Source organism: Geodermatophilus sp. SYSU D00758, assembly GCF_054049955.1.
In genome coordinates this window covers 13,739-35,854 of record NZ_JBJGYK010000028.1, presented here as the reverse complement: position 1 = coordinate 35,854, position 22,116 = coordinate 13,739, and the positions used below count along the sequence as shown (strand labels likewise).

Annotated in this window: 23 protein-coding genes and 1 tRNA gene; 10 read left to right on the top strand and 14 right to left on the bottom strand. The window is 77.5% G+C overall.

The annotated features are described in order from the left end of the window. The first annotated feature begins 49 nt into the window (after positions 1-49). Together ppc and ACI8AC_RS18320 are read left to right on the top strand one after the other, a co-directional pair. Entirely contained in the window at positions 50-2,845 is a 2,796-nt protein-coding gene (ppc, locus tag ACI8AC_RS18325) for a phosphoenolpyruvate carboxylase (RefSeq protein WP_456899266.1), read from the top strand. Continuing rightward, positions 2,838-3,917: an inositol monophosphatase family protein gene (locus ACI8AC_RS18320; RefSeq protein WP_456899265.1), complete on the top strand. Its 1,080-nt coding sequence runs from the start codon at positions 2,838-2,840 to the stop codon at positions 3,915-3,917. Before ppc ends, ACI8AC_RS18320 begins: the two co-directional genes overlap by 8 nt. A gap of 212 nt (positions 3,918-4,129) precedes the next feature. On the opposite strand, the gene ACI8AC_RS18315 is transcribed toward ACI8AC_RS18320, so the two are convergent. Beyond that, entirely contained in the window at positions 4,130-5,521 is a 1,392-nt protein-coding gene (locus tag ACI8AC_RS18315) for an FAD-dependent oxidoreductase (RefSeq protein WP_456899264.1), read from the bottom strand. 68 nt (positions 5,522-5,589) lie between these two features. Between ACI8AC_RS18315 and ACI8AC_RS18310 the strand changes: the two genes are divergently transcribed. Beyond that, positions 5,590-5,901, top strand: a complete 312-nt coding sequence (locus tag ACI8AC_RS18310) for a putative quinol monooxygenase (protein ID WP_456899263.1) — start codon at positions 5,590-5,592, stop codon at positions 5,899-5,901. A gap of 22 nt (positions 5,902-5,923) precedes the next feature. Here the strand turns inward: ACI8AC_RS18310 and ACI8AC_RS18305 are convergent, their stop codons facing one another. From ACI8AC_RS18305 to ACI8AC_RS18290, 4 genes are all read right to left on the bottom strand, one after another. After that, positions 5,924-6,898, bottom strand: coding sequence for a hypothetical protein (locus tag ACI8AC_RS18305; RefSeq protein ID WP_456899262.1), 975 nt, complete (start codon positions 6,896-6,898; stop codon positions 5,924-5,926). Between the two features lie 34 nt (positions 6,899-6,932). Next, complete coding sequence (locus ACI8AC_RS18300) at positions 6,933-7,742, bottom strand: Fpg/Nei family DNA glycosylase (protein WP_456899261.1); 810 nt, start codon at positions 7,740-7,742, stop codon at positions 6,933-6,935. A gap of 87 nt (positions 7,743-7,829) precedes the next feature. Beyond that, complete coding sequence (locus ACI8AC_RS18295) at positions 7,830-9,197, bottom strand: cryptochrome/photolyase family protein (RefSeq protein ID WP_456899260.1); 1,368 nt, start codon at positions 9,195-9,197, stop codon at positions 7,830-7,832. An 88-nt stretch (positions 9,198-9,285) separates the two neighbouring features. After that, the gene (locus ACI8AC_RS18290; protein WP_456899259.1) at positions 9,286-9,606 is read right to left on the bottom strand and encodes a GNAT family N-acetyltransferase; all 321 of its coding nucleotides are present in this window, start codon (positions 9,604-9,606) and stop codon (positions 9,286-9,288) included. A gap of 238 nt (positions 9,607-9,844) precedes the next feature. Here ACI8AC_RS18290 and ACI8AC_RS18285 point away from each other — a divergent pair, with 238 nt between their 5' ends. Further along, positions 9,845-10,243, top strand: coding sequence for a VOC family protein (locus ACI8AC_RS18285; protein ID WP_456899258.1), 399 nt, complete (start codon positions 9,845-9,847; stop codon positions 10,241-10,243). A gap of 14 nt (positions 10,244-10,257) precedes the next feature. On the opposite strand, the gene ACI8AC_RS18280 is transcribed toward ACI8AC_RS18285, so the two are convergent. Beyond that, positions 10,258-10,330, bottom strand: a tRNA-Arg gene (locus tag ACI8AC_RS18280). A gap of 111 nt (positions 10,331-10,441) precedes the next feature. Between ACI8AC_RS18280 and ACI8AC_RS18275 the strand changes: the two genes are divergently transcribed. From ACI8AC_RS18275 to ACI8AC_RS18255, 5 genes are all read left to right on the top strand, one after another. Beyond that, a complete protein-coding gene (locus ACI8AC_RS18275) occupies positions 10,442-10,816 on the top strand; it encodes a hypothetical protein (protein ID WP_456899257.1) in 375 nt (124 codons plus the stop codon). Between the two features lie 94 nt (positions 10,817-10,910). Next, complete coding sequence (locus ACI8AC_RS18270) at positions 10,911-11,306, top strand: DUF2695 domain-containing protein (RefSeq protein WP_456899256.1); 396 nt, start codon at positions 10,911-10,913, stop codon at positions 11,304-11,306. 19 nt (positions 11,307-11,325) lie between these two features. Next, positions 11,326-11,775: an SRPBCC family protein gene (locus ACI8AC_RS18265; RefSeq protein WP_456899255.1), complete on the top strand. Its 450-nt coding sequence runs from the start codon at positions 11,326-11,328 to the stop codon at positions 11,773-11,775. Positions 11,776-11,839: 64 nt separating this feature from the next. Beyond that, positions 11,840-12,772 carry an NAD-dependent protein deacetylase gene (locus ACI8AC_RS18260; RefSeq protein ID WP_456899254.1) on the top strand — a complete coding sequence of 311 codons (933 nt, stop codon included), beginning with the start codon at positions 11,840-11,842 and terminating at the stop codon, positions 12,770-12,772. 71 nt (positions 12,773-12,843) lie between these two features. Next, positions 12,844-13,764 carry an MSMEG_6728 family protein gene (locus tag ACI8AC_RS18255; RefSeq protein ID WP_456899253.1) on the top strand — a complete coding sequence of 307 codons (921 nt, stop codon included), beginning with the start codon at positions 12,844-12,846 and terminating at the stop codon, positions 13,762-13,764. Between the two features lie 4 nt (positions 13,765-13,768). Here the strand turns inward: ACI8AC_RS18255 and ACI8AC_RS18250 are convergent, their stop codons facing one another. Together ACI8AC_RS18250 and ACI8AC_RS18245 are read right to left on the bottom strand one after the other, a co-directional pair. Then, a complete protein-coding gene (locus tag ACI8AC_RS18250) occupies positions 13,769-14,182 on the bottom strand; it encodes a PaaI family thioesterase (protein ID WP_456899252.1) in 414 nt (137 codons plus the stop codon). Then, positions 14,179-14,538: a VOC family protein gene (locus ACI8AC_RS18245; RefSeq protein ID WP_456899251.1), complete on the bottom strand. Its 360-nt coding sequence runs from the start codon at positions 14,536-14,538 to the stop codon at positions 14,179-14,181. The genes ACI8AC_RS18250 and ACI8AC_RS18245 overlap by 4 nt, the downstream gene beginning before the upstream one ends. Positions 14,539-14,944: 406 nt before the next feature. Here ACI8AC_RS18245 and galE point away from each other — a divergent pair, with 406 nt between their 5' ends. Then, complete coding sequence (gene galE / locus ACI8AC_RS18240; RefSeq protein ID WP_456899250.1) at positions 14,945-15,931, top strand: UDP-glucose 4-epimerase GalE; 987 nt, start codon at positions 14,945-14,947, stop codon at positions 15,929-15,931. Here galE and ACI8AC_RS18235 read toward each other — a convergent pair. From ACI8AC_RS18235 to ACI8AC_RS18210, 6 genes are read right to left on the bottom strand one after another with little or no spacing between them, the layout of a single operon-like run. Beyond that, positions 15,928-16,692 (bottom strand): PIG-L deacetylase family protein, encoded by a 765-nt coding sequence (locus tag ACI8AC_RS18235; protein WP_456899249.1) that lies wholly within the window; start codon positions 16,690-16,692, stop codon positions 15,928-15,930. The two genes, galE and ACI8AC_RS18235, sit on opposite strands and share 4 nt — an antisense overlap. Next, the gene (locus tag ACI8AC_RS18230) at positions 16,692-17,900 is read right to left on the bottom strand and encodes a glycosyltransferase family 4 protein (RefSeq protein WP_456899247.1); all 1,209 of its coding nucleotides are present in this window, start codon (positions 17,898-17,900) and stop codon (positions 16,692-16,694) included. The genes ACI8AC_RS18235 and ACI8AC_RS18230 overlap by 1 nt, the downstream gene beginning before the upstream one ends. Beyond that, positions 17,882-18,769 (bottom strand): sugar phosphate isomerase/epimerase family protein, encoded by an 888-nt coding sequence (locus ACI8AC_RS18225; protein WP_456899246.1) that lies wholly within the window; start codon positions 18,767-18,769, stop codon positions 17,882-17,884. The genes ACI8AC_RS18230 and ACI8AC_RS18225 overlap by 19 nt, the downstream gene beginning before the upstream one ends. Further along, entirely contained in the window at positions 18,766-20,214 is a 1,449-nt protein-coding gene (locus tag ACI8AC_RS18220; protein WP_456899245.1) for a YcaO-like family protein, read from the bottom strand. Before ACI8AC_RS18220 ends, ACI8AC_RS18225 begins: the two co-directional genes overlap by 4 nt. Next, a complete protein-coding gene (locus ACI8AC_RS18215) occupies positions 20,211-21,083 on the bottom strand; it encodes an MBL fold metallo-hydrolase (protein ID WP_456899244.1) in 873 nt (290 codons plus the stop codon). The genes ACI8AC_RS18220 and ACI8AC_RS18215 overlap by 4 nt, the downstream gene beginning before the upstream one ends. After that, on the bottom strand, positions 21,080-22,078 hold the full coding sequence (locus ACI8AC_RS18210) for a Gfo/Idh/MocA family protein (RefSeq protein ID WP_456899243.1): 999 nt from the start codon (positions 22,076-22,078) through the stop codon (positions 21,080-21,082). Before ACI8AC_RS18210 ends, ACI8AC_RS18215 begins: the two co-directional genes overlap by 4 nt. Positions 22,079-22,116: the final 38 nt, after the last annotated feature.

Here is a 22,116-nt window from a genome sequence, read left to right as displayed (position 1 = left end):
GGGACGCCCAGGACACGCACCCGTCACACCGACGGTCGATACTCGCGGGGTGTCCGAAGCCAGCATCGACGTCGCGGACCTGCGTCACCACGGGGGGGTGGACGCCGACGGCGCCGACGCCCCGCTGCGGGAGGACATCCGGCTGCTGGGCCGGGTCCTGGGGGAGGTCATCGGCGAGCAGTCCGGCGACGACGTCCTCGACCTCGTGGAGTCCACGCGCGTGGAGGCCTTCCGGGTCCGCCGCTCGGAGGTCGACCGGGCCGAGCTCGCCGGCCGCCTGGGCGACCTCGACGTCCGCGCGGCCAACCACGTCATCCGCGCCTTCAGCCACTTCTCCGTGCTCGCCAACCTCGCCGAGGACCTCCACCACGAGCGGCGCCGGCGGTTCCACCGCCGGGAGGGCTCGCCGCCGCAGAAGGGCAGCCTCGCGGCCACGTTCCGGCTGCTCGACGCCGAGCGGCTCGACCCCGACGCGGTCGCCCGCCAGCTGCGCGGCGCGATGGTCTCCCCGGTCGTGACCGCCCACCCGACCGAGGTGCGCCGGCGGACCATCTCGCGGGTGCAGCGGCAGGTGACCGAGCTGATCCGGCAGCGCGACCGCTCGGCGGCCGGCGAGACCGACGCCGACTGGGAGGCCGCGCTGCACCGCGCCGTGCTCACCCTGTGGCAGACCGCGCTGCTGCGGCTGTCCCGGCTGCGGCTGGCCGACGAGATCGACGAGGCGCTGCGCTACTACGAGCTCTCGCTGTTCGAGGTGCTGCCGGCCATCAACGCCGAGCTGCGCCGGCAGCTGCGCGCCCGCTGGCCGGACGCCGGCCTGCTGGCCCGCCCGATGCTGCTGCCCGGTTCCTGGATCGGCGGGGACCGGGACGGCAACCCGTTCGTCACCGCCGAGGCCGTCCGGCGGGCGAGCACCCGCCAGGCGGAGACCGCGCTGGGCCACCACCTCGCCGAGCTGCTGGTCCTGCACGACGAGCTGTCGATGTCCGACCGGCTCATCACACCCACGCGCGAGCTGGCCCACCTCGCCGAGGTGGCCCGCGACGACTCCCCGTTCCGCGCCGACGAGCCCTACCGGCGGGCGCTGTACGGCATGTACGCCCGGCTGGCCGCCACCGCCGAGCGGGTCCTCGGCGCGGTGCCCGGCCCGCCGCCGCACGCCCGGCTCGAGCCCTACGACGACCCCGACGAGCTGCTGGCCGACCTGGCGGTCGTCGACACCTCGCTGCGCACGCACGGCGCCGGTGCGCTCGCCGACGACCGGCTCGCCCGGCTGCGGGAGGCGGTGGAGGTCTTCGGCTTCCACCTGTGCGGGCTGGACATGCGGCAGAACTCCGCGGTGCACGAGGAGGTGGTCGCCGAGCTGCTGGCCTGGGCGGGCGTCTGCCCCGACTACGCCGCGCTCGGCGAGGAGGAGCGGGTCGCGCTGCTGGCCGGCGAGCTGCAGATGCGCCGGCCCCTCGTGCGGCCGGGGGCCGGGCTCTCCGAGCTGGCCCGCGGCGAGCTCGACCTGCTGGAGGCCGCGGCGGGGCAGGTGGCCCTGCTCGGTCCGCGGGCCATCCCGAACTACGTCATCAGCATGTGCGAGTCGGTCAGCGACGTCCTCGAGGTCGCCGTCCTGCTCAAGGAGGTCGGCCTGCTCGACCCCGACGGCGAGGACGGTCCCGGCTGCCCGGTCGGCATCTCCCCGCTGTTCGAGACGATCGACGACCTGCAGCGCGCCGGGACGACGATGGCCGCCGTCCTCGCCCAGCCGCTCTACCGCGCGCTGGTCGCCGACCGCGGCGACGAGCAGGAGGTCATGCTCGGCTACTCCGACAGCAACAAGGACGGCGGGTACCTCGCCGCCAACTGGGCGCTGTACCGCGCCGAGCTCGAGCTGGTCGAGGTCGCCCGCGCCGAGGGCATCCGGCTGCGGCTCTTCCACGGCCGCGGCGGCACCGTGGGCCGCGGCGGGGGGCCCAGCTACGACGCCATCCGGGCCCAGCCGCCCGGCGCGGTGGCCGGGTCGCTGCGGATCACCGAGCAGGGCGAGGTGATCGCGGCCAAGTACGCCGACCCCGACCTCGCCCGCCGCAACCTGGAGGCGATGGTCTCGGCCACCCTCGAGGCCACGCTGCTCGACGTCGAGGGCCTCGGCGAGGACGCGGACGAGGCCTACGCGCTGCTCGACGACCTCGCCGACCGGGCCCGGCGCGCCTACGCCGAGCTGGTGCACGAGACGCCGGGCTTCGTCGAGTGGTTCCGCGCCGCCACCCCGATCCGGGAGCTGGCCGAGCTGAACATCGGCAGCCGGCCGCCCTCCCGCAAGCCCGGTGACCGGATCACCGACCTGCGGGCCATCCCCTGGGTGTTCAGCTGGTCGCAGGCGCGGATCATGCTGCCCGGTTGGTACGGCACCGGCACGGCCCTGGAGAGCTGGGTGGACGGCTCGCCGGAGCGGCTGGACCGGCTGCGCGACCTGCACCGGCGCTGGCCGTGGTTCCGGACCATGCTGTCCAACATGGGCATGGTGCTGGCCAAGACCGACCTCGGGCTGGCCGCGCGCTACGCCGAGCTGGTGCCCGACGAGACGCTGCGGCGGACGGTGTTCGACCGGATCACCGCCGAGCACGGGCGCAGCTGCCGGATGCTGCTGGCGCTCACCGGCGACGACGGCCTGCTCGCCGACAACCCCGCGCTGGCCCGGTCGATCCGCAACCGGTTCCCCTACCTCGAGCCGCTGCACCACCTGCAGGTGGAGATGCTGCGGCGCCGCCGGCAGGGGGACGACGACGAGCTCGTCCGGCGCAACATCCAGCTGACCATCAACGGCATCGCCACCGCGCTGCGCAACAGTGGGTGACGTCGGGGCCGGGCTCGGCGTGGCCACCACCGGCGCCCAGGTGCGGGAGGCGGCCGCCCGGATGGAGGTCTCGCCCAACGCGCTGGCGCCGGCCCTGCTGGACCCCAACGCCCGGGTGCTCCTCGGCCCCGCCGGGGCGGCGCACCTGCGCCGCCAGTGGTCGCCCGACGGCACCCCCGAGGTGGTCGTGCTGCCCTCGGCCGGGCTGGCCCTCGGCCGGCCGGAGGTGCTCGACGCCGCGGCCGGCTGGGGCTGCCAGCGGGTGCGGCACAAGTTCCGGGACGAGTCCCTCCCCGTGCCCGTCCCGCCCGGCGACGCGCCGCTGACCACCCGGTTCCGGCACGCGGCGGCGCTGGCGGCCAGCCGGGTGGAGATCGCCGTCGCCCTCACCCGCGACGACGGCGGGGACACCCGCAAGGACGACGGCAGCCTGTCGGTCGCCGCCGACGACGCCGCGCACGAGGCGGCGGCCGCGGTGATGGGCGACCTCGGCGTCCCGGTGCTCAGCGAGGAGCGCGCCGACCCCGCCGACCCGGGGCTGGGGCCCTGGGTGGTGCTCGACCCGCTCGACGGCACCGGCAACTTCCGCGCCGGGGTGCCGCCGTGGGCGTTCTCGGCGGCGCTGGTGCAGGCCGGCCGCCCGCTGGCCGGGGTCGTCGTCGACCTGTCGTCCGGCCGGCGCTGGGAGGGGGTGCCCGGCGAGGGCGCGCGACGGGACGGGACCCCGGTGCGGGTGCGGGCCGGCTCGACCGTCGTCCTGCCCTCGGCGCCCGGTGGCGGGGCGGTGCGGGTGCCCCCGTCAGCGCACCGGGTCCGGGTCACCGGGTGCACCGCCGTGGAGCTGTGCCTGGTCGCCGACGGGTCGGCGGCGGCCTGGCACGACGTCGACCGCAGCGGCACCCACGTGCACGACGTCGCCGGGGCGCTGGCCGTGCTCGCCGCGGCCGGCGGGGTCGCGCTGGACCCGGACGGCGAGCCGCTGCTGCTGCAGCCCGACACCGTCGCACTGATCCGCTTCGCCGCCGCGGCCGACACCCGGACCGCGCGGGAGCTCATCCGCCTGGCGCGCTGACCGTGGGGCCGGGCGGGCGGGCCGTCCGGCCGCGGTGACCGGGCCGCTGAGGTGGGCCTGCGGCGCTCCTACGCCGCTGAGTGCGATGGCACTCAGCGGCGTAGGAGCGCGGGTGCACCAGCAGGGGACCCGCCGGGGCCGGGCTCCGGGGCCCCGGGCCGGGGCCGGGCTGCAGAGCCGGAGCTGGGGAGAGGGCGCGGGCCCCGGCGTGCTCAGCCGACCCGGTGGGCGGCCTCCCGCACCGCGGCGAGCAAGGAGTCCCACTCGTGCAGCGTGGTGCGCGCCCGGCCGCGCTCGGCCCCCAGCGCCACCTCGGCGGCGTCGATGGCCCGCCAGTCCTCGAGCAGCACCGGGTCGGCGCCGCGGGTCCGCAGCAGCTCGACCAGGTCGCCGCGGCCGCCGGTCGGCCGCAGGACGCCGGTCGCGACGTCCTCCAGCAGCGCGGCCACCGTCTCCCGCGCGTCGTGCTTGTTGGTGCCCACCACCCCGGTGGGGCCGCGCTTGATCCAGCCGGCCACGTACTCGCCGGGGGCCGGGCTCCCCTCGCGCAGCACGCGGCCGGCCGCGTGCGGCACCGTCCCGCGGCCCTCGTCGATGGGCAGGCCCGGCAGCCCGCTGCCGCGGTAGCCGACCGAGCGGACGACCAGGTCGGCGGGCACCAGTTCGACGTCCCCGGTGCCCGAGGCGCGGCCGTCCTCGTCGACCACCGTCCGCTCGACCTCCACCCCGGTCACCCGGTCCTCGCCGGCCAGCCGCACCGGCCGGCCGAAGAAGCGCAGGGTCACCGTCGGGCGGCCCGGCTCGGCGGTGTTGCGGGCGAACTCGCGCAGCACCCCGATGTTGCGGGCGACCAGCCGGTCGGCCGGCGGCGGCTCGTCCTCGCCGGGCAGGTCGGCCGGGTCGACCAGCACGGTCGCGCCGGCCACCTCGCCGAGCTCGTCGAGCTCCTTGGTGGTGAACGTGGCCTGGGCGGGGCCGCGGCGGCCCAGCACCGTCACCCGCTCGACGGGGGCGGCGGCCAGGACGTCGAGCACGTGCTGGGGCATGTCGGTGGGGTCGAGCTCCTCGGGCGTGCGGACGAGGACGCGGGCCACGTCGAGCGCCACGTTGCCCACGCCCACGACCACGACGTCCCGGACCCCCTCCAGCGCCGCCTCCACCTTCGCGCGGTCGGCGTCGGGGTGACCGGTGTACCAGGCCACCAGCTCGGTGGCGGCGAGGCTGCCCAGCAGCTCCTCGCCCTCGATGCCCAGCTGGCGGTCCAGGGCCGCGCCGTAGGTGTAGATCACCGCGTCGACTGTCTCCAGCAGCTCCGCGCAGGAGATGTCGGTGCCGATCGACACGTTGCCGACGAACCGCACGCTGGGGTGCTCCAGCGCCCGGTGCAGGGTCTCCCGGATGGCGCGCATCTTCAGGTGGTCGGGCGCGATGCCGTGCCGGACCAGCCCGAACGGCGTGGGCAGCCGGTCGACGAGGTCGACGGCCACGGGGACGTCGTCCTGCCGGGTCAGGGCCTCGGCGGCGTAGATGCCGGCGGGCCCGGCGCCCACGACGGCGACCCGCAGCGGTGCGGACAGGGGGCCAGGGGGGGTGAGGGCCGACACGACAGGCATCCTGACCCGGCCGGGCGCGCGTGCGCCAGGCTCCGCCCCGATCTCCCCGGAGGAACCACGTGCCGATCGTCGTCGTCGCCACCATCAGCCCCCAGGCCGAGCACGCCGCCGAGGTCCGGGAGGCGGTGCTCGCCGCGGTCCCGCAGGTGCACCAGGAGCCGGGCTGCGCGCGCTACGCGCTGCACGAGGCCCAGGACGGCCGGCTGGTCATGGTCGAGCAGTGGGAGAGCCCCCAGGCGCTGGCCGCGCACGGCAAGGGGGAGGCGCTCACCGAGCTCGGCCGGCGGCTGGAGGGCAAGCTGACCGCCGCACCGGAGGTCGTCGTCCTGACCGCCGTGCCGGCCGGGGACCCGGGCAAGGGCGCCCTCTGACCCCGGGCGGGTCGCACCGCGCTCAGCGGCACGCGTGGTTGTGGTCCAGGCCGTCGGCGACGTACTGGACGAGCACCACCCGGCCGCCGCCGACCAGCGGCGGGAGCGCGCAGTTGGCCGCCGCCCCCGAGCGGGTCGTCGCGCCGGCCAGCCAGCTGTCCAGCTCGTACAGCGGGCTGTCCGGCGGCACCCGGCCGGCGATCCGGCCCCACTGGTACCCGGTGGAGTAGAGCCCGACCTCGGCCCCCAGACCGGTGAGGTGGTCGGTCATGCCCTCGAGCGCCGCCCGGTTGTGCGCGGCGGCCTCGGGGGAGCGCTCCTGCCAGGTGTTCATGGTCTCCACGTCCAGCCACCACCGGTACTGGGCGGGGTCGGGGTCCAGGTCGGCCTCGAGCGCGGCCGGGACGAAGAAGGAGTTGACGCTGGTGTAGGACCGCAGCCAGCCGTACTGCCAGGAGCAGGCCAGCGTGTTGCCGCCCAGGCAGCGGCCGTACGGCGAGCGCCCGGATTCCGGCCACGTGGTGACCAGGTGGCGTACCTGCCCCGGGTTGGCGGTGTTGAGGTAGAGCTGGACCTCGGGCTGGCCGCTCACCCGGCCGGTCGCGGACTCGGCCGCCCACTCCAGCTGCTCGGCCAGGCACGGGTTGGGGCGGGTGGCCAGCCCGCCGTTGACGCCGACGACGGCGAAGGCAGGGTTCTCGGGCAGGTCCTCGTCGCACTGCGGGTGGGAGACGTCGTAGCCGACCCGCCCGTCGTCCGGGCCCCGCCCGCTCCCGCTCCCGCGTCCCGGCTGGTCGTCGCCGCTCCGCTCGTCGCCGCTGCTCCGGTCGTCCCCGCTGCCGCGCGTGCCCTCGCTGCCCCGGTCGTCGCCGCGGCCGCCCCCGGGAGCGGCCGCCGCCGGCGGAGCGGCGAGCACCAGCGCCAGGCAGACCAGCGCGAGGCAGGCGACCAGGCGCACGGCGGCCCCGACCGCCGGGGGGTGCACCGTCGCCCTCATCGGTCCACCCTAGAACGCCGCGCGGGGCGGCCGGTCAGACCGCCTGGCAGACGGGGCACCAGTGCAGGTTGCGGCCGACCATGACCTCGGTGCGCACCGGTGTCCCGCAGATGCGGCACGGGAGGCCGGTGCGGCGGTAGACGTAGTGGGCGTCCTCGCGGCGGACGGCCCCGCCGCGACGCCCCCGGTCCTCCGGCCGCGTCGTGACGATCCGGCCCATCCGGACGCCGGCCCGCATGAGCGTGCGCAGGTCGGCGTAGAGCGCGGCCCACAGGTCGGCGTCGACGTCCCGGCCAGGGCGGAACGGCGACACCCGGTGCCGGAAGAGGATCTCGGCGCGGTAGACGTTGCCGACCCCGGCGAGCACCGACTGGTCCATGAGCAGCGTCCCGACGGCGGTGCGGCTGCCCTGCACACGGCGCAGGGCCCGTCCGTCGTCCCGCCGCGGGCGCAGCGGGTCCGGGCCGAGCCGGGCCAGGATGCCCTCCACCTCGGGCGGGGTGAGCACCTCGCAGGCGGTCGCGCCGCGCAGGTCGGTCCAGGCGCCGAGCCCGTCCGGCCCCTCGCCCACCCAGCGCATCCGCAGCGCGCCGCGCGGCGGCGGGGGCGCGCCGGTGCCCGCGGCGTACTTCCCGTACAGGCCCAGGTGCACGTGCAGGGTGTCCTCGCCGAACCCGGCGAACAGGTGCTTGCCGTAGGAGGTCACGCCGTCCAGCACCCGGCCGTCGAGCAGGGCGGCCCCGGCGGTGAAGCGGCCCTGCGGGCTGGACACGCGCACCGGGCGACCGGCGAAGGCGAGCGACTGGTCCTGGGCCAGCCGGTACAGGGTGTGGCCCTCAGGCACGGGCGGCTCGCCGGGTCATGCCCCCAGCGTCACCTGCGCGCCCACCGCTCGCCACGGCCCCGGCGTGACCTCGGCGACACCCGGGCGTCACCGGGCCTCACGGACCCGCTGGTAGCGCTCGAGGGCCACGTGGCGCTCCTCGGCGTGGTCGACGATCGGCGGCGGGTAGCCGTCGGGGACGCCGTCCGGGCTGTCCCAGGGGCGGTGCACGTACCGCCTCGGCACGTCCCGCAGCTCGGGCACCCAGCGGCGCACGTACTCGCCGTCCGGGTCGAACCTCTCGCCCTGGGTGACCGGGTTGAACACCCGGTAGTAGGGGGAGGCGTCGGTCCCGGTGCCGGCCACCCACTGCCAGCCGTGGTTGTTGCTGGCCAGGTCGCCGTCGACCAGGTGCGCGAGGAAGTGCCGGGCGCCGCGCCACCAGTCGACGTGCAGGTCCTTCACGAGGAACGACGCGACGATCATCCGCACCCGGTTGTGCACCCACGCCTCGCCGAGCAGCTGCCGCATCCCGGCGTCCACGACGGGGTAGCCGGTGCGGCCGGCGGCCCAGGCGGCGAACCGCTCGTCGGCGTCGGGCCCGGTGTCGTAGCGCATCGCGGCCATCCGGCGGTCGAAGGGCTCCTTGTGCGTCTCCGGCCGGTGCCAGAGGACGTCGGCGTAGAAGTCCCGCCAGGCCAGCTCGTTCGCGTACGCGCCCGCCGCCGCGCCGCCGACCTCGGCCAGGTCGGCCAGCAGGGTGCGCGGGTGCAGGCAGCCGTACTTGAGGTAGGCCGACAGCCGGCTGGTGCCGTCGGTGCCGGGGGTGTTGCGGGTGTCGGCGTAGCCGGTCAGCCGCTCGTCGCGGAAGCGCCGCCAGGCCTCCCGCGCGGCGGCCTCGCCCGCCGGGGGGAGCCGCACGCCGCCGAGGTCGGGCGCCGGCGGCGGGTCGTCGGAGCGCACGCCGGTCAGCCAGCGCACGTCCCGGGGGCGCGGCGCCGGGGCGCGCCAGCCGTGCGCCCGCCAGGCGCGGGCGAAGGGGGAGAAGACGCGGAACGGCGTCCCGTCGTCCTTGGTCACCCGGCCCGGGGTGACCGCGTAGGGCGAGCCGGTGCGCTCCAGGGGGGCGTCACCCAGCGCCCGCTCGACCGCCGCGTCGCGCTGCCGGCCGTAGGGCCCGGCGTCGGCCGAGACGTGCACGGCGGTGGCGCCCACCTCGCGGACCACGGCCGGGACGACGCGGGCCGGGTCGCCGTGCCGCAGCACGAGCGCGCCGTCGAGCTGGCCGGACAGGTCGGCGAGGCAGTCGAGCAGGAACGCCCGCCGCGGGTCCCCGGACGGTCCCCACAGCCGGTCGTCGAACACGAACACCGGCAGGACGGCGCCGTCCGGGCCGGCGGTGTCGCGGGCCGCGAGGAGCGCCGGGTGGTCCTCCAGCCGGAGGTCGCGGCGGAACCAGAGCAGGACGGTCGGCACCCGCGAAGACTAGGTCGTGCACGACCGGCTTGCAGGACGCGGAAGGGCCCCTCCACCCGGCGGGCGGAGGGGCCCTCGCGCGTCGGTGTCAGTGGTCGGCGGTCGCCAGGCCGAAGTGCGGCCGGTCGTCCTCGCTGACCAGGTCGAGGTACTCGGGGTGCTGCGCGATGTAGTGGCGCACGAACGAGCAGTAGGGCAGCACGTGCAGCCCCCGTTCCCGGGCGGCGGCGAGCACCCCGGCCACCAGCGCGGAGCCGATGCCGCGACCGCCGACGGAGGGGTCCACCTCCGTGTGCGGGAGCGCCATGGTGCCGCCCTCGACGTGGTAGCTGGCCAGGCCGACCACCCGGTCCCCGAGCAGCACCTCGAAGCGCCCCCGCTCCGGGGCGTCGACCACACGTGTCTCCATGCTGCTGATCCACCTCCGCTCCGCCCCGGCGCCGTTGCCGGGACACGACATGCGTACGGGAACGGTAACGCCTCGGAGCCCCCCGTGGTTTCGCCCCGGCGGGCGAGTCGATCACCGGGGCGCGGTCACGGAGCGTGGCACCGCCGGGGCGCGACCGGCCGTCGGGCGGCACGCGACCCGTCGTCGGGCGGCGCGCGACCCGTCGTCGGGCGGCGCGCGACCCCCTAGGCTCCGCCCCGTGACCGCGCGGCTGTTCGCCTCCCTCGGCTACCGCGACGCCCGGGCCGCCCTCGACTGGCTGGCCGCGGTCGGGTTCACGGAGGTCCGGCGGCAGGAGACACCGGACGGGCAGGTCCTGCACGCCGAGGTCCGGTGGGGGGACGCCGTCCTCATGGTCGCCGGAGACGGCACCGCGACCGGGGACGGCGCCGACGCCGCCGTGCGCCCGCCCGCCACGTGCGGCCTCTACCTGCGCGTGCAGGACGTCGACGGGACCTTCGAGCGGGCCGTCGCCGCGGGCGCCCGGCCGGTGGTCGAGCCGGAGCGGACCATCTGGCACACCCGCCGCGCCCAGGTGGTGGACCCCGGCGGCCAGGAGTGGACCTTCGGCACCTACGAGCCCGGCGTCGGCTGGTAGCCCGCGGAGCCCGGTGCCCCCGGCAGGATTCGAACCTGCGACGCACGGTTTAGGAAACCGATGCTCTATCCCCTGAGCTACGGGGGCTCGTCGGCGGGTGCGCCGACCGGGGCGTACGGCCTGGAGGGTATCGGCCCGCGCCGCCGGCTCCCGCGCCGGGCGGCGGCTCTGGCGCCCGGAGCGCACTACCGTCGTGACATGACCGGGGTGCTGGCGGCGGTGGTCCTCGTCGCGGTGCTGGCCGCCGTCCTGGTGTGGGTGGCCTCGCCGGAGCGCCGGGCGCGGCTGTCGGCCGGCCGGCCGGCGGCCCTGCCGCCGCGGGAGCGGGCGCGGCTGGCCGACGCGGTGGCCACGGCGCGCTGGGCGCCGGCGCACGACGAGGTCGACGGGCGGACGCGGGTGCTGCTGCGCCGCTCCTGCACCGGCCTGGACGGGTTGCCGATGGTGCTCGAGGAGCGGGTCTTCACCGACTTCCCGGCCGACGACCCGGCGTGGGAGGCCCGGTTCACCGAGGCCATGGCCGGCGCGCGGTTCCGCTGCACCTACCTCAACAACGAGGAGCACGGGGCCTGACGCCTCGCCCTGTGGACGGCCGGTCCGCTGGGGACGGCGGTCGAGCCCTGTCGGCGGCCGTCGCGACGGTGTCCTCCCGAACCGAGGAGGACACGTGGACACCCCGACCCCGACACCCGCCGAGCCGGAGGAGCACCTGCGCTCCCTCGCCGGCGCCCTGACCGAGCCGCGGGACGCCGAGTGCGTCCTGTGCTTCGCCGACCGGATGCTCGACGCCTTCGGCTGCGACGGCACCCTGCGCCGGGCCGGCCGCTGGCGGGACCTGCGCCGGCCCCGGGCGACCGGCCTGGAGCGCCGGCCGGCGTCGCGCGGCGGCCACTGCGACTGCGAGGTCTTCCTCGACGGCTGGACCCACCGGGACGACCTGCAGGTACCCGGCGAGGACGGCGAGCCGGACCGGCCGGAGGTGCGCCCGCCCTGCGCCGGCGCGGGTCCCCGGTCGGCGGAGCCGTGCGCGAACCGGGTCCCCCTGCGGAGGAGCCGCCGGTGAGGTGGCGCAGGATGGGGTCATGGGACAGGTCGTCGCCACCGCTGAACGCGTCGTCCGGGCACCGGCCGACCAGGTCCGCTCGGCGCTCGCCGACTACACCGGTGCCCGCCGCGAGGCGCTGCCGGAGCAGTTCTCCGACTACCGGGTCGAGGCCGGCGGCCAGGGCGCGGGCACCCGCGTCGCGTGGCGGTTCGCCGCCACCTCGAAGCGGGTCCGCGAGCAGCTGGTCGAGGTCTCGCAGCCCGACCCCGACACCCTGGTCGAGCGCGACACCCGCTCCTCGATGGTGACGACCTGGAGCGTGCACCCGGCCGATGCCGGCAGCACGACCGTCCGGGTCCGCACCACCTGGGACGGCGCCGGCGGCGTCGGCGGCTTCTTCGAGCGCACCTTCGCGCCGAGGGGGCTGCGCCGGGTGTACGAGGACCTGCTCGGCCGGCTCGAGCGACAGCTGGGCCCGGCGGCCTGACACCGGCGGTGGCGCCGCGGGTGGACCGGCGGCGCGCGACCGGATCGCGGGGGACCATGGCGGGGTGACCGCCGTCCCCGCGACCGACGCGCTCCCCGGCCTGCCCGTGGACGACACCCCGCCGGTGGACCGTGCCCCGGCCGTGGACGAGCCGGCCCTCGACGCGCCGGCCCTCGACGCGCTGGCCGAGCTGGTCCGGGACGGCGACGTCGTCGTCCTCTCCGGTGCCGGGCTGTCCACCGACTCGGGCATCCCCGACTACCGGGGCGCCACCGGGTCGCTGCGCCGGCACACGCCGATGACCTACCAGACGTTCCTCCGCGACCCGCGCGGCCGGCACCGGTACTGGGCGCGCAGCTTCGTCGGCTGGCCGCGGATCGCGGCCGCCCGCCCCAACGCCGGGCACCGGGCGGTCGCCGACCTCCAGCGCGCCGGGCTGCTCTCCGGGGTCATCACGCAGAACGTCGACGGGCTGCACCAGGCGGCCGGCGCGACGGGCGTGCTCGAGCTGCACGGGGGCCTGGACCGCACGGTGTGCCTCGCCTGCGGGGACCTCGCCGACCGCTGGGAGCTCGACGCCCGGCTGCGGGCGGCCAACCCGGCGTTCGGCCCGCACGCCGACGAGGTCAACCCCGACGGCGACGCCGAGCTGCCCGACGAGGTGCTCGACGGGTTCGTGATGGTCGACTGCCGGGCCTGCGGCCGCGGCCCGCTCAAGCCCGACGTCGTCTTCTTCGGCGAGACGGTGCCCCGGGACCGGGTCGACCGCTGCTTCGCCCTGGTGGAGGACGCCGGCGCGCTGCTGGTCCTCGGCTCCTCGCTGACCGTGATGAGCGGCTACCGGTTCGTGCTGCGGGCGGACAAGCTCGGCATCCCGGTCGGGCTGGTCAACCTCGGGCCCACCCGGGGTGACGCGAAGGTCGACGTCCGCGTCGACGCCCCGCTCGGCGCGGTCCTGCCCGAGCTGGCGCGTCGCGCGGCCCACCGCACGGCCTGAGCGGCGCCCGCGGCCGGGTCCGCCCCCGCTGACCGGGCGGGCCGCGCCGGCCTCGGCGAGGATCGGGCGCGATGCAGACCTTCCTGCCCGTCGCCGACTTCGAGGAGAGCGCCCGGCTGCTGGACTCGCCCCGCCTGGGCAAGCAGCGCGTCGAGACGCTCCAGGTGCTGCGGGCCCTGGAGCTGCCCGACTACGGCTGGACCTCCCACCCGGTCGTTCGGATGTGGCGCGGCCGCACGCCGGCGCTGGTGGCCTACGGGTTGGCGATGGTCCGCGTGTGGCGGGAGCGGGGGTTCGCCGACACGACGCACACCCTCATCGCCGAGTTCGCCCCCGACGTGGTGGGGGTGGCGCAGGAGGAGCTGGCCCGCGCCGGGCTGCTGCCCAGGTGGATCGGCGACGAGGCGCTGCACCGCTCGCACCGGTCCAACCTGCTGGCCAAGGAGCCCGGGTTCTACCGCGAGCGCTTCGTCCCGCTGTTCGGCCCGGAGCCCGACGACCTCCCCTACCTCTGGCCGGACCCCGACGACCTGCCGCCGGCGCCGGCCCCCGAGGGGGTGCCCGTGTGGGTCGTCCGGCCCCGCGCGCACAACGAGCTGGGCGCCTGCCTGGCCGCCGGCGTGGTGGGCCTGGGGACCCAGTCGGGCATCGACGTCGACGCCACCGGGCTGACCCCCGCGGAGCTGCGGGCCCTGGCCAAGGAGATCTCGGGCCGCCGCCCGGCCAAGGACCTCCGCCAGCTCTCGGCCTTCCTCGACGAGGTCCGGCCCGGCGACCGGGTGGGCCTGCCCGTCGAGCGGGGGGCCGGGTTGCTGCTCGGCGAGGTCGTGGGCGCCTACCAGTTCGAGGGGCGGGAGCTGCTGCCGCACCGGCGTCCGGCCCGCTTCGACCGCGTGGTCCCGCGGGCCGCGGCCCTGCCCCCGGCCACGCTCCAGGACCCCCGCGCCCTGTTCCGGGTCGTCCTCGACCCCGCGCACGTCCCCGGCGGCTGAGACCTCATCGGGCCCCCGGCAGCGGCACGTTCTGCAGCCGGACCTGCCCGCGCGCCACCGGCTTGCCGTCCGAGGCCCGCGTCAGCGTGACCAGCCACAGCTGGAGGGTGCGGCCCTGCTGCAGCGGCTCGGCGAGGACATGGAGCCGGTCGGCGGTCACCGGCCGCAGGAAGTCGGTGCTGTTGTTGACCCCGACGGCGAACTGGCCGCGGTCGGCGACCGCGGCGCTCGCGCCGATGCTGGCGGCGGACTCCACCACCGTGCAGTAGACGCCGCCGTGGACCACGCCCCAGGGGGTGTGCTGGTCCGGGCCGAGCTCCACCGACCCGGTCACCCGCGTGCCGCTCACCTCCCCGACGGTGAACCCGGAGGCCGCGACGAACCGGCTCGCCCGCCGGAGGTCCTCGGGGCCGCTCACGCGTCCCACACCAGGCAGAAGGGGTGCCCGACCGGGTCGGCGTAGACCCGGAAGTCGCCGCCCTCGCCGGGCAGCCGGCGGGCGCCGAGCGCCAGGACCCGCGGCTCGGCCTCCTCGACGTCGGCGACCCGGACGTCGAGGTGGAACTGCTGCGGCCGCGCGGGATCGGGCCAGTCCGGCGGCTGCAGGTCCGGCGCCTGCTGGAAGGCCAGGCGGTACCCCTGGCCGGTGACCACCACCCAGTCGTCGCCCGGCCCGCCCTTCGACACCTCCATCCCGAGCAGCTCGGCGTAGAAGGTGGCGAGCGCGTGCGCGTCGGGTGCGTCGATGACGACGGAGTGCAGCTGGCCGATCATGGCGGCCATCCTGCAGCGGCGGCCCGGGCCGCGCACCAGCGCGGACCCCCCGTGGGGGGGGGGGGGGGGGGGGGGGGGGGGGGGGGGGGGGGGGCCCCGCCCGCCCCCCCCACCCGCTCCACCCCCCCCCCCACCCACCCCCCCCACCCCCCCCCCCCCCCCCCCGTCCAATAGCGCGCCCGGCGCCGGGCCCCGGGCCCCCCCGCCCGGCCCGGGCCCCCCCCCCGGGTCCCGGCCCCCCCCGGGCGGGGCCCCCAGGACCGGCAACGACCAGCTCACCTGATCCCGGGAGCCGTCGTCCGCCGCCGTCGCTCGACAGGCCGATCGGCCCACCTGGTGCTTGACTCCCTCCTAGGCAACACGATGGCGCGCCACAGGGTCGTGGCCGACCGCGGAGGGGGTGCCGGTGGGCTGGCTGGTGACCGGGGGAGCCGGCTACATCGGGGCGCACGTGGTCCACTCACTGGTGGCCGGCGGGGAGGACGTCGTCGTCCTCGACGACCTCTCCACCGGTGACGCCGGGCGGCTGGCCGGGCTGCCGGGCGTCCCGCTGGCCGTCGGCTCGGTGCGCGACCGCGGGCTGCTCGCCCGCCTGCTGCGCGAGCACCCGGTCGACGGGGTGGTGCACCTGGCCGGCCGCAAGCAGGTGGCCGAGTCCGTGGCCGACCCGCTGCGCTACTACGGCGAGAACGTCGACGGCGTGGTCGCGCTGCTCGAGGCCTGCCGCGCGGCCGGGGTGGCCCGCGTGGTGTTCTCCTCCTCGGCCGCGGTGTACGGGCCGGCCGGCGCCGACCGGGTGGCCGAGGACGACGACTGCCGCCCGATCTCCCCGTACGGGCGCACGAAGCTCGCCGCCGAGTGGGTGCTGCGCGACAGCTCGGCCTGGGGCCTGGCGGCGGTGTGCCTGCGGTACTTCAACGTGGCCGGCGCGGGCGCGCCGCACCTCGGCGACCGCGGCGCGGCCAACCTCGTCCCGATGGTGTTCCAGGCCCTGGACGCCGGGCGGCGCCCGGTCCTCTTCGGCGCCGACCACCCGACCCCCGACGGCAGCCCGGTGCGGGACTTCGTGCACGTCTCCGACGTCGCCGAGGCGCACCTGGCCGCCGCCCGGGCGCTCGCCGGCGGGCACCCCGGCGGGGTCTACAACGTCGGGCGGGGGGAGGGCAGCAGCGTGCTGGAGGTGCTGCGCGTCGTCGGCGCGGTGACCGGCCGCGACACCGCGCCCGAGGTGGCCGGGCGGCGCCCCGGTGACCCGCCCCGGGTGGTGGCCGCCGTCGACCGGATCGCCGCCGACCTGGGCTTCCGGGCCCGCTGCGACCTGGGATCGACGGTCGGCAGCGCGTGGCGGGCCTGGCGCTGGGCGACCGCCGACCGCGCCGCCGTCGCGCGCTAGCGGAGCGGGCGGGGCGCACCTCCCGCGCCCTGCCACCCCACCGCGGCGCCGCTGAGCACCGCGCGGGCGCGCGCCCCCGCCAGCAACACCTCCGGCAGGCCGGCCAGCGCCGCCCGCATGCCCTCGGTCCCGCCGAACTGGAAGCCCAGCTGGGTGCCGTAGCAGGCGCACGCGGCCGCGCGCCGGTCCGGGTCCTGCGGCAGCCGCACCGGGGCCAGGCCGCCGGGCAGGTGCGGGCCGGGGGCGGCGGCGGGGTCGCGCAGCACGTACGGGCTGTCCCGCCACCACAGCACCGGGCGGTCCCGCCCGGCCACGGCGCGCAGCACCTGCAGGTGGTCGACGTGGCCGCCGAGGGCCTGCGGGGCCAGCACCAGGTCGGCCCCCAGACCGGCCTCCAGCCCGTCGAGCCGGGCGGCGAGCTCGCGCCACAGGTCGTCGTCCCCGTGCACGCCGGCGAACAGGTCCGCGGCGCTGCCGTAGCCGCGGTGGGGTGCCTCGGGGAGGTCCCAGTGCACCGGCGTGGCCCCGAGCGCGGCCATCGCGGCGGCGTCCTCGGCCCGGCGCAGCGCCATGTAGTCGGCGTCCGCGGGCAGCCCCTTGTCCAGCTGGCAGGCCAGCGCGAACCCGGCCGGGTCGGGCACGCTCGCCGTCAGGCAGGTGACCACGGTGACCTCGTGGCCGGCGTCGGCGAGGGCGGCGAGCGTGCCGCCGACGGAGAACGCCGCGTCGTCCAGGTGCGGGCTGACCGCCAGCACGCGCATCACAGCAGGTGCGCCGCGGACCGGAAGCGGCAGGAGGGGTCGACGCCGTCCGGCATCGTCCAGCCCGCGCCCGGCGTCGTCCCGGCCACCTCCCGGTGCACCGCGTCGACCGCGCGGGCCAGCACCGGCCAGGAGTACAGCCGGCGCACCTCCGCCAGGGCCGCCGTCGCCAGGCGCTCCCGCAGGCCGGCGTCGGCGAGCAGCCGGTCCAGCGCGGCCCGCAGCCCGGCGACGTCCCCGGGCGCGTGCAGCAGGCCGTTCTCCTCGTGCCGCAGGCAGTCGACCACGCCGACGCTGTCGGTGCTCACCACCGGCAGCCCGCTGGCCATCGCCTCCAGCAGGGTGTTGCTGAAGCCCTCGCTGTAGGTGGGGCTGACGAAGACGTCGGCCGACCGGTAGACCTCCGGTGCCTCGTCCGGCGGGACGTAGCCGAGGAACGTCGTCCGCCCGTCGGCCCGCGCCCGGGCCTCGTCGAGGTCGGGGCCGATCCCGGAGACCACCAGCCGCACCCCTTCCGGCAGCGCCGCAAGCAGGTCGAGCACGCCCTTGCGCCGGTCCACCCGGCCGTGGGAGAGCAGCACCGGCGGCTCGCGCAGCGCCCCGAGCGGCCGCTCCGCGGGCGTGAAGCGGCGGGTGTCGGTCGCGCCGGGGACGATCGTGAACCGCGCCGGGTCGCAGCCGAGGTTGCCCACCACCTCGTCGCGGAAGCTGGCGCTGCCGATCAGCACCGCGCTGGAGGCGTCGACCACGGTCCGCATGGCGTGCGCGTGGGTGGCGCAGCAGGTGCCCACCCAGTGCCCGTCACCGCCCTGGATGCTGACCACGGCCGGCAGGCCGGTCTCGCGGGCGGCGGCCAGCACCGCCAGCCCCGGCGGGTAGCCGTACTGGGCGTGCAGGACGTCGAAGGGCCGCTCGGCGTGCAGCCGGACGACGGTCCGCACGATCTCGTCGATGTCGCCCTCCCAGTCGGCCGGGACGACGGTCTCCCCGCGGCTGGGCAGCGCCACCACCTCGACGCCGTCGGGCACCCGCTCGGGCGGGGGCGGGCCGCCGCCGTACACCCGGGTGCCGGCCTCGTCGTCGCGGTACTGGCTCACCAGCGTCACCTCCTGGCCGAGCGCGACCAGCTCGCGCAGCAGGTTCTCCGCGTACACGCTCATCCCGCTGACCGCCGGCCAGTAGCGCCGGCTCACGAAACAGGTGCGCACAGTGCCTCCTCCGCGGCCCGCAGGGTCGCCATCGACCGCGGCACCATCTCGTGCGCGCGGTGCCCGTCCCGGGAGAGCTCGAGGGTGACCAGCCGGTCGAAGCCCGCGGTCCGCAGCGCCCGGAGGACGGCGGGCAGGTCGACGTCGCCCTCGTCCAGCGGCAGGTGGTCGTGCACGCCCCGGCGCATGCCCTCGACGGCGACCGTGCCCAGGTGCGGCGCGAAGGCGGTGACGGCCTCCTCGGGGGCGTACCCGCCGGCGACCACGCAGTGCCCGGTGTCCAGCGCGAGGGTGATCCCCGGCGCGGCGGCCGCCAGCCCGGTCCACCCGTCGCAGTCCTCGACCAGCATGCCCGGCTCGGGCTCCACGGCGAGGGCGTAGCCGGCCCCGCCGTGGCTGTCGACCAGCGCGCGGACGCCGTCCACCAGCCACCCCCACGCGGCGCCGCGGTCGACCGCCGGCTGCGGCACGCCGGCCCAGAAGCTGACCGCCTCGGCGCCCAGCACGCCCGCCAGGTCGCAGGCCCGCCGCAGGTAGGCCAGCCGGCGGGCGCGGCCGGCGGCCGACGGGGAGACGAGGGTGGGCTCGTGCTTGACCCGCGGGTCGAGCAGGAAGCGGGCGCCGGTCTCGACCACGACGCCGAGGCCCAGCGCGTCGCAGCGGGCCCGCACCCGCTCGGCCTGCGCGAACGCGTCGTCGGCGAACGGGTCGAGGTGCACCACGTCGAGGGTCAGGGCCACGCCCGCGTAGCCGGTGTCGGCGAGCAGGGCCAGGGCGTCGCCCAGCCGGTGCGAGGTCAGCCCGTTGGTGTTGTACGCGTAGCGGAGCGCGGTGGTTCCCGGGCCGCTCCCGCGCTCGCGGCCGGTCACCGGGCCGCTCCCGCGCTCGCGGCCACGTGCCGGCCCGGCTCCCGGTACAGCGCGTACAGCGGTCCCACCCGGGCCGCGGCACCGGACCGGTCGAACCAGGCCGGCCCGCCCAGGCGCTCCTGCGCCTCCGGGGTCAGGTGCACCCGCGCCCAGCCGCCCGGGTCCGGGCCGACGGCCACCAGCGGGTCGCCCCGCTCCAGCAGCCGGCGCACGCCCCGCTCGCCGATCCGGCCGTAGGACATCGTCTCCACCTCCAGCCCGGGCACGAGCACCTTCGCCGCGACCGCCTCGCCGTCGGAGCGGTGCAGGTCGACCAGCACGTCGAGGCCCGCGGCGGCCAGCCGCCCGGTCAGCGTGCCGAGCAGGTCCCCGCCGTCCCAGGTCGGCAGGCCGGTCAACGGCACGGTCTCCCGCCGGGAGAGCACCGATCCGCGCAGCTGGTCGACCAGCGCGGCGGTGCCCTGCCGGGCCCAGCCGAGCATCGCCTCCAGCGCGCGGTCCTCCTCGACCAGCCGCTCGGGCGGGTGCCCGGCCAGCCACGCGTCGAGGTAGCCGGGCGGGGTGGCCGCCGCGACGCGGTCCAGCGGGCCGTGCATGAACGCCTTCCGGCTGCGGGCGGCGGCGAACTCGTGCAGGGCCTTGCGGACGGCGGTGTCCCGGTCGGGGTGCGCGGCCTCCCCGCAGGCGGTCGCCATGACCGGCACCGGTTCCGAGCCGTCCCGCGAGCAGCCGACGGCGTACACGTCGACCACCCCGAAGGCGGTGCTCGCCAGCTTGACCAGCACCTCGATGCCCGCGGCGGCCAGCCGCTCGAGCAGCGCGCACGCGTCGGGGTCGCGCAGCCCGGCGAGGTCGACCACCACGCCGCGGTCCATGGCCCGGAAAGCGGTGGCGTTGCCGTCGCGCTGCAGGACCTCCAGCAGGGCGTGCGCGACCGCCCGGTCGACGTCGAAGCCCGCGCCCTGGCCGTTGGTGACCACCGTGGTCAGCCAGCCCCCCGGGGGCGGGTCGCCGGGCAGGTCCGCGGGCCCGGAGGCGACCAGCTCGGCGGGGACCCACACGCTCCCGGCGTCCGACCACCGGGTCATGGGCAGCCACTGCAGCGGCCGGTCCTCGACGTAGGGGCTGCCGGCCTCCAGGGCGAGGGTGCGGGGGTCGGCCACCCGGTCGCGGCCCTCCCGCCGGACCAGCTCGGCGTACGAGGCCTGCACCCGCGGCCGCACGGAGAGGGTCCGGGCCGACAGCGCCATCTCGGCCATCTCGCCCAGCGCCCCGGTGCGGGCCTCCTCCCGGGTGGCGCCGTAGCCCAGGCCGCTGCCGCCGGCGTGCGCGGGGGAGTCGACGAGGAAGGCGCTGTGCAGCGGCACGTCGAGCACGTCGAGGCCCTCGACCGCGAACTCCTCGACCGGCGGGAACGAGGCCAGGTACCGCTCGGCCGGGGTCACAGCTCCTCCAGCGGGACGGGGGCGGCGTCCGGCGGACCGGCCAGCAGCCGCTGCACCAGGTGGACGACGTGGTCGGTGGTCACCCCGCGGACCAGCTCGAACGGCGTGGCCACCGTGTCGAACTCCAGCGCGCCCACCACGGTCAGGTACTCGCGGAGCTCGCCGTGGGAGAGCGGGATCTGGGCGTGGAACGCCTTGTGCGCGGAGAGGGCGACCGGGGTGCCGGCGTCGTCGAGGTCGACCTTGAGCGAGTCGCCGCAGAACAGCACCCCGCGGCGGGCGTCGTGCAGCACGGAGTGGCCGGGGAAGTGCCCGCCGGTGCGGTGCAGCGTCAGGCCGGGGGCCAGCTCCAGGACGTCGTCGGCCGGCCAGGTCACCCGGAAGGCCTTGGTCCACTCCAGGTCGCGCACGCCGACGCAGACCACCCGCGGCTCCAGCTCGGCCTGCAGCTGCCACAGCGCGCCGTAGCCGTGCACGTGGCTGGACGCCAGGACGTCGAGGCCGCCGTGCTCCGCGGCCATCCGGCGCAGCTCGGCGAGCATGCCGGCGGTGTACCAGGGGGCGCACTCGAAGCCGACCAGGCCCGCGTCGGTCTCGATCACCCACCCCCGGCTGTCCAGGCCGAACCGGGGCTCGGTGCCGAACTCGGTGACGCCGTCCACCGCGGTGGGCCGCCAGGAGCCGGTGACCAGCTCGTCGGCCTGCTTGGCGGTGACGAACTCGAAGCCGTGCTCGGGCAGCGCGTTGCGCACGTCGGCGCAGACCGGGCAGGTGAGCGGGCCGGGCGCCGGCCAGCGCTGCCAGTGCCCGCAGTTGGTGCAGGCCCAGGCGGGCAGGTCGGGCAGCAGGCCGCGGTAGGGGTTGGTCATCGTGCCTCCTCCAGGGCTCGCAGCAGCAGGCGGTGCAGGCGCAGGTCGCGGTCGGGGTCGTGGGGCCAGGCGACCGCCACCGCCGCCGTCCCCGCGACCGCGGCGGTGAAGGCGGCGAACTGCGCGGCGAACGGGGCGGTGCCGGCGAAGGGGACGTCGACCGGCTCGGGGCGGTGCAGGGTCAGCGATCCCCCCGCGGTCTGGCCCATCGTGTCCACGGCGACGGCCATCCCGCGGGTGCCGACCACCTCGAGCCGGCGGCGGGGCAGGGCGTCGGGGGTGTTGTAGGCGACGTGCAGGTCGACCAGGACGCCCCCCGCGGTGCGGCCGGCCAGCAGTGCCCCGTCGTCCACCGGGTAGCCGTGCACCCGTCGCTGGAGCAGCGCGGTGAGCTCCACGACGTCCTCGCCGAGCAGCACGCCGACCAGGTCCAGCCCGTGCGGGGCGAGGTCGATCGCGGCGCCCCCGCCGGCGCGGGCCCGGTCGACCCGCCAGTTGTCGTGCGGGGCACCGTCCGGCGTCCAGTCGGCCGGCAGCCAGCAGCAGTAGACGACGCGGACGGCGGTCACCGTGCCCAGCTCCGGCAGCAGCCCGCGCAGGCGGGCGTGGGCCGGGTGCCAGCGTTGGTCGTAGGCGGTGCCCAGCAGCACGCCGGCCTCCCGGCAGGCGGCGACCAGCGCCTCGGCGTCGGCCACGTCGGCGGCCAGCGGCTTCTCCACCAGCACCGCGCGGCCCGCGGCGGCGGCGGCCTCGACGACGGCCCGGTGCGCGGCGTTGGGCACCGCGACGTAGACCGCGTCGAGGCCCGGGGTGGCCAGGAAGGCGGCGAGGTCGGTGCCGCGCGGGGTGTCGCCGCCCACCCGGGCGAGGGCGGCGGCGTCGCGGTCGTGCAGCGCGACCACCTCCGCCCCCGGGGTGGCGCGCAGCGCGGGCAGGGCGTGGTCGCGGGCCACCCACCCGCACCCGGCGACCCCCCAGCCGACCGCCCCGCTCACGGCGCCGCCCCCTCCCGGCCGAGATCGCGGGGCCTCGC

Excerpts from the sequence above, each read along its gene's own strand:
- ACI8AC_RS18255 (WP_456899253.1), top strand. The coding sequence starts at position 12,844 with ATGCAGACCTTCCTGCCCGTCGCCGACTTCGAGGAGAGCGCCCGGCTG.
- ACI8AC_RS18305 (WP_456899262.1), bottom strand. The coding sequence starts at position 6,898 with ATGAGGGCGACGGTGCACCCCCCGGCGGTCGGGGCCGCCGTGCGCCTG.
- ACI8AC_RS18275 (WP_456899257.1), top strand. The coding sequence starts at position 10,442 with ATGACCGGGGTGCTGGCGGCGGTGGTCCTCGTCGCGGTGCTGGCCGCC.
- ACI8AC_RS18215 (WP_456899244.1), bottom strand. The coding sequence starts at position 21,083 with ATGACCAACCCCTACCGCGGCCTGCTGCCCGACCTGCCCGCCTGGGCC.
- ACI8AC_RS18290 (WP_456899259.1), bottom strand. The coding sequence starts at position 9,606 with ATGGAGACACGTGTGGTCGACGCCCCGGAGCGGGGGCGCTTCGAGGTG.
- ACI8AC_RS18265 (WP_456899255.1), top strand. The coding sequence starts at position 11,326 with ATGGGACAGGTCGTCGCCACCGCTGAACGCGTCGTCCGGGCACCGGCC.
- ACI8AC_RS18235 (WP_456899249.1), bottom strand. The coding sequence starts at position 16,692 with ATGCGCGTGCTGGCGGTCAGCCCGCACCTGGACGACGCGGCGTTCTCC.
- ACI8AC_RS18245 (WP_456899251.1), bottom strand. The coding sequence starts at position 14,538 with ATGATCGGCCAGCTGCACTCCGTCGTCATCGACGCACCCGACGCGCAC.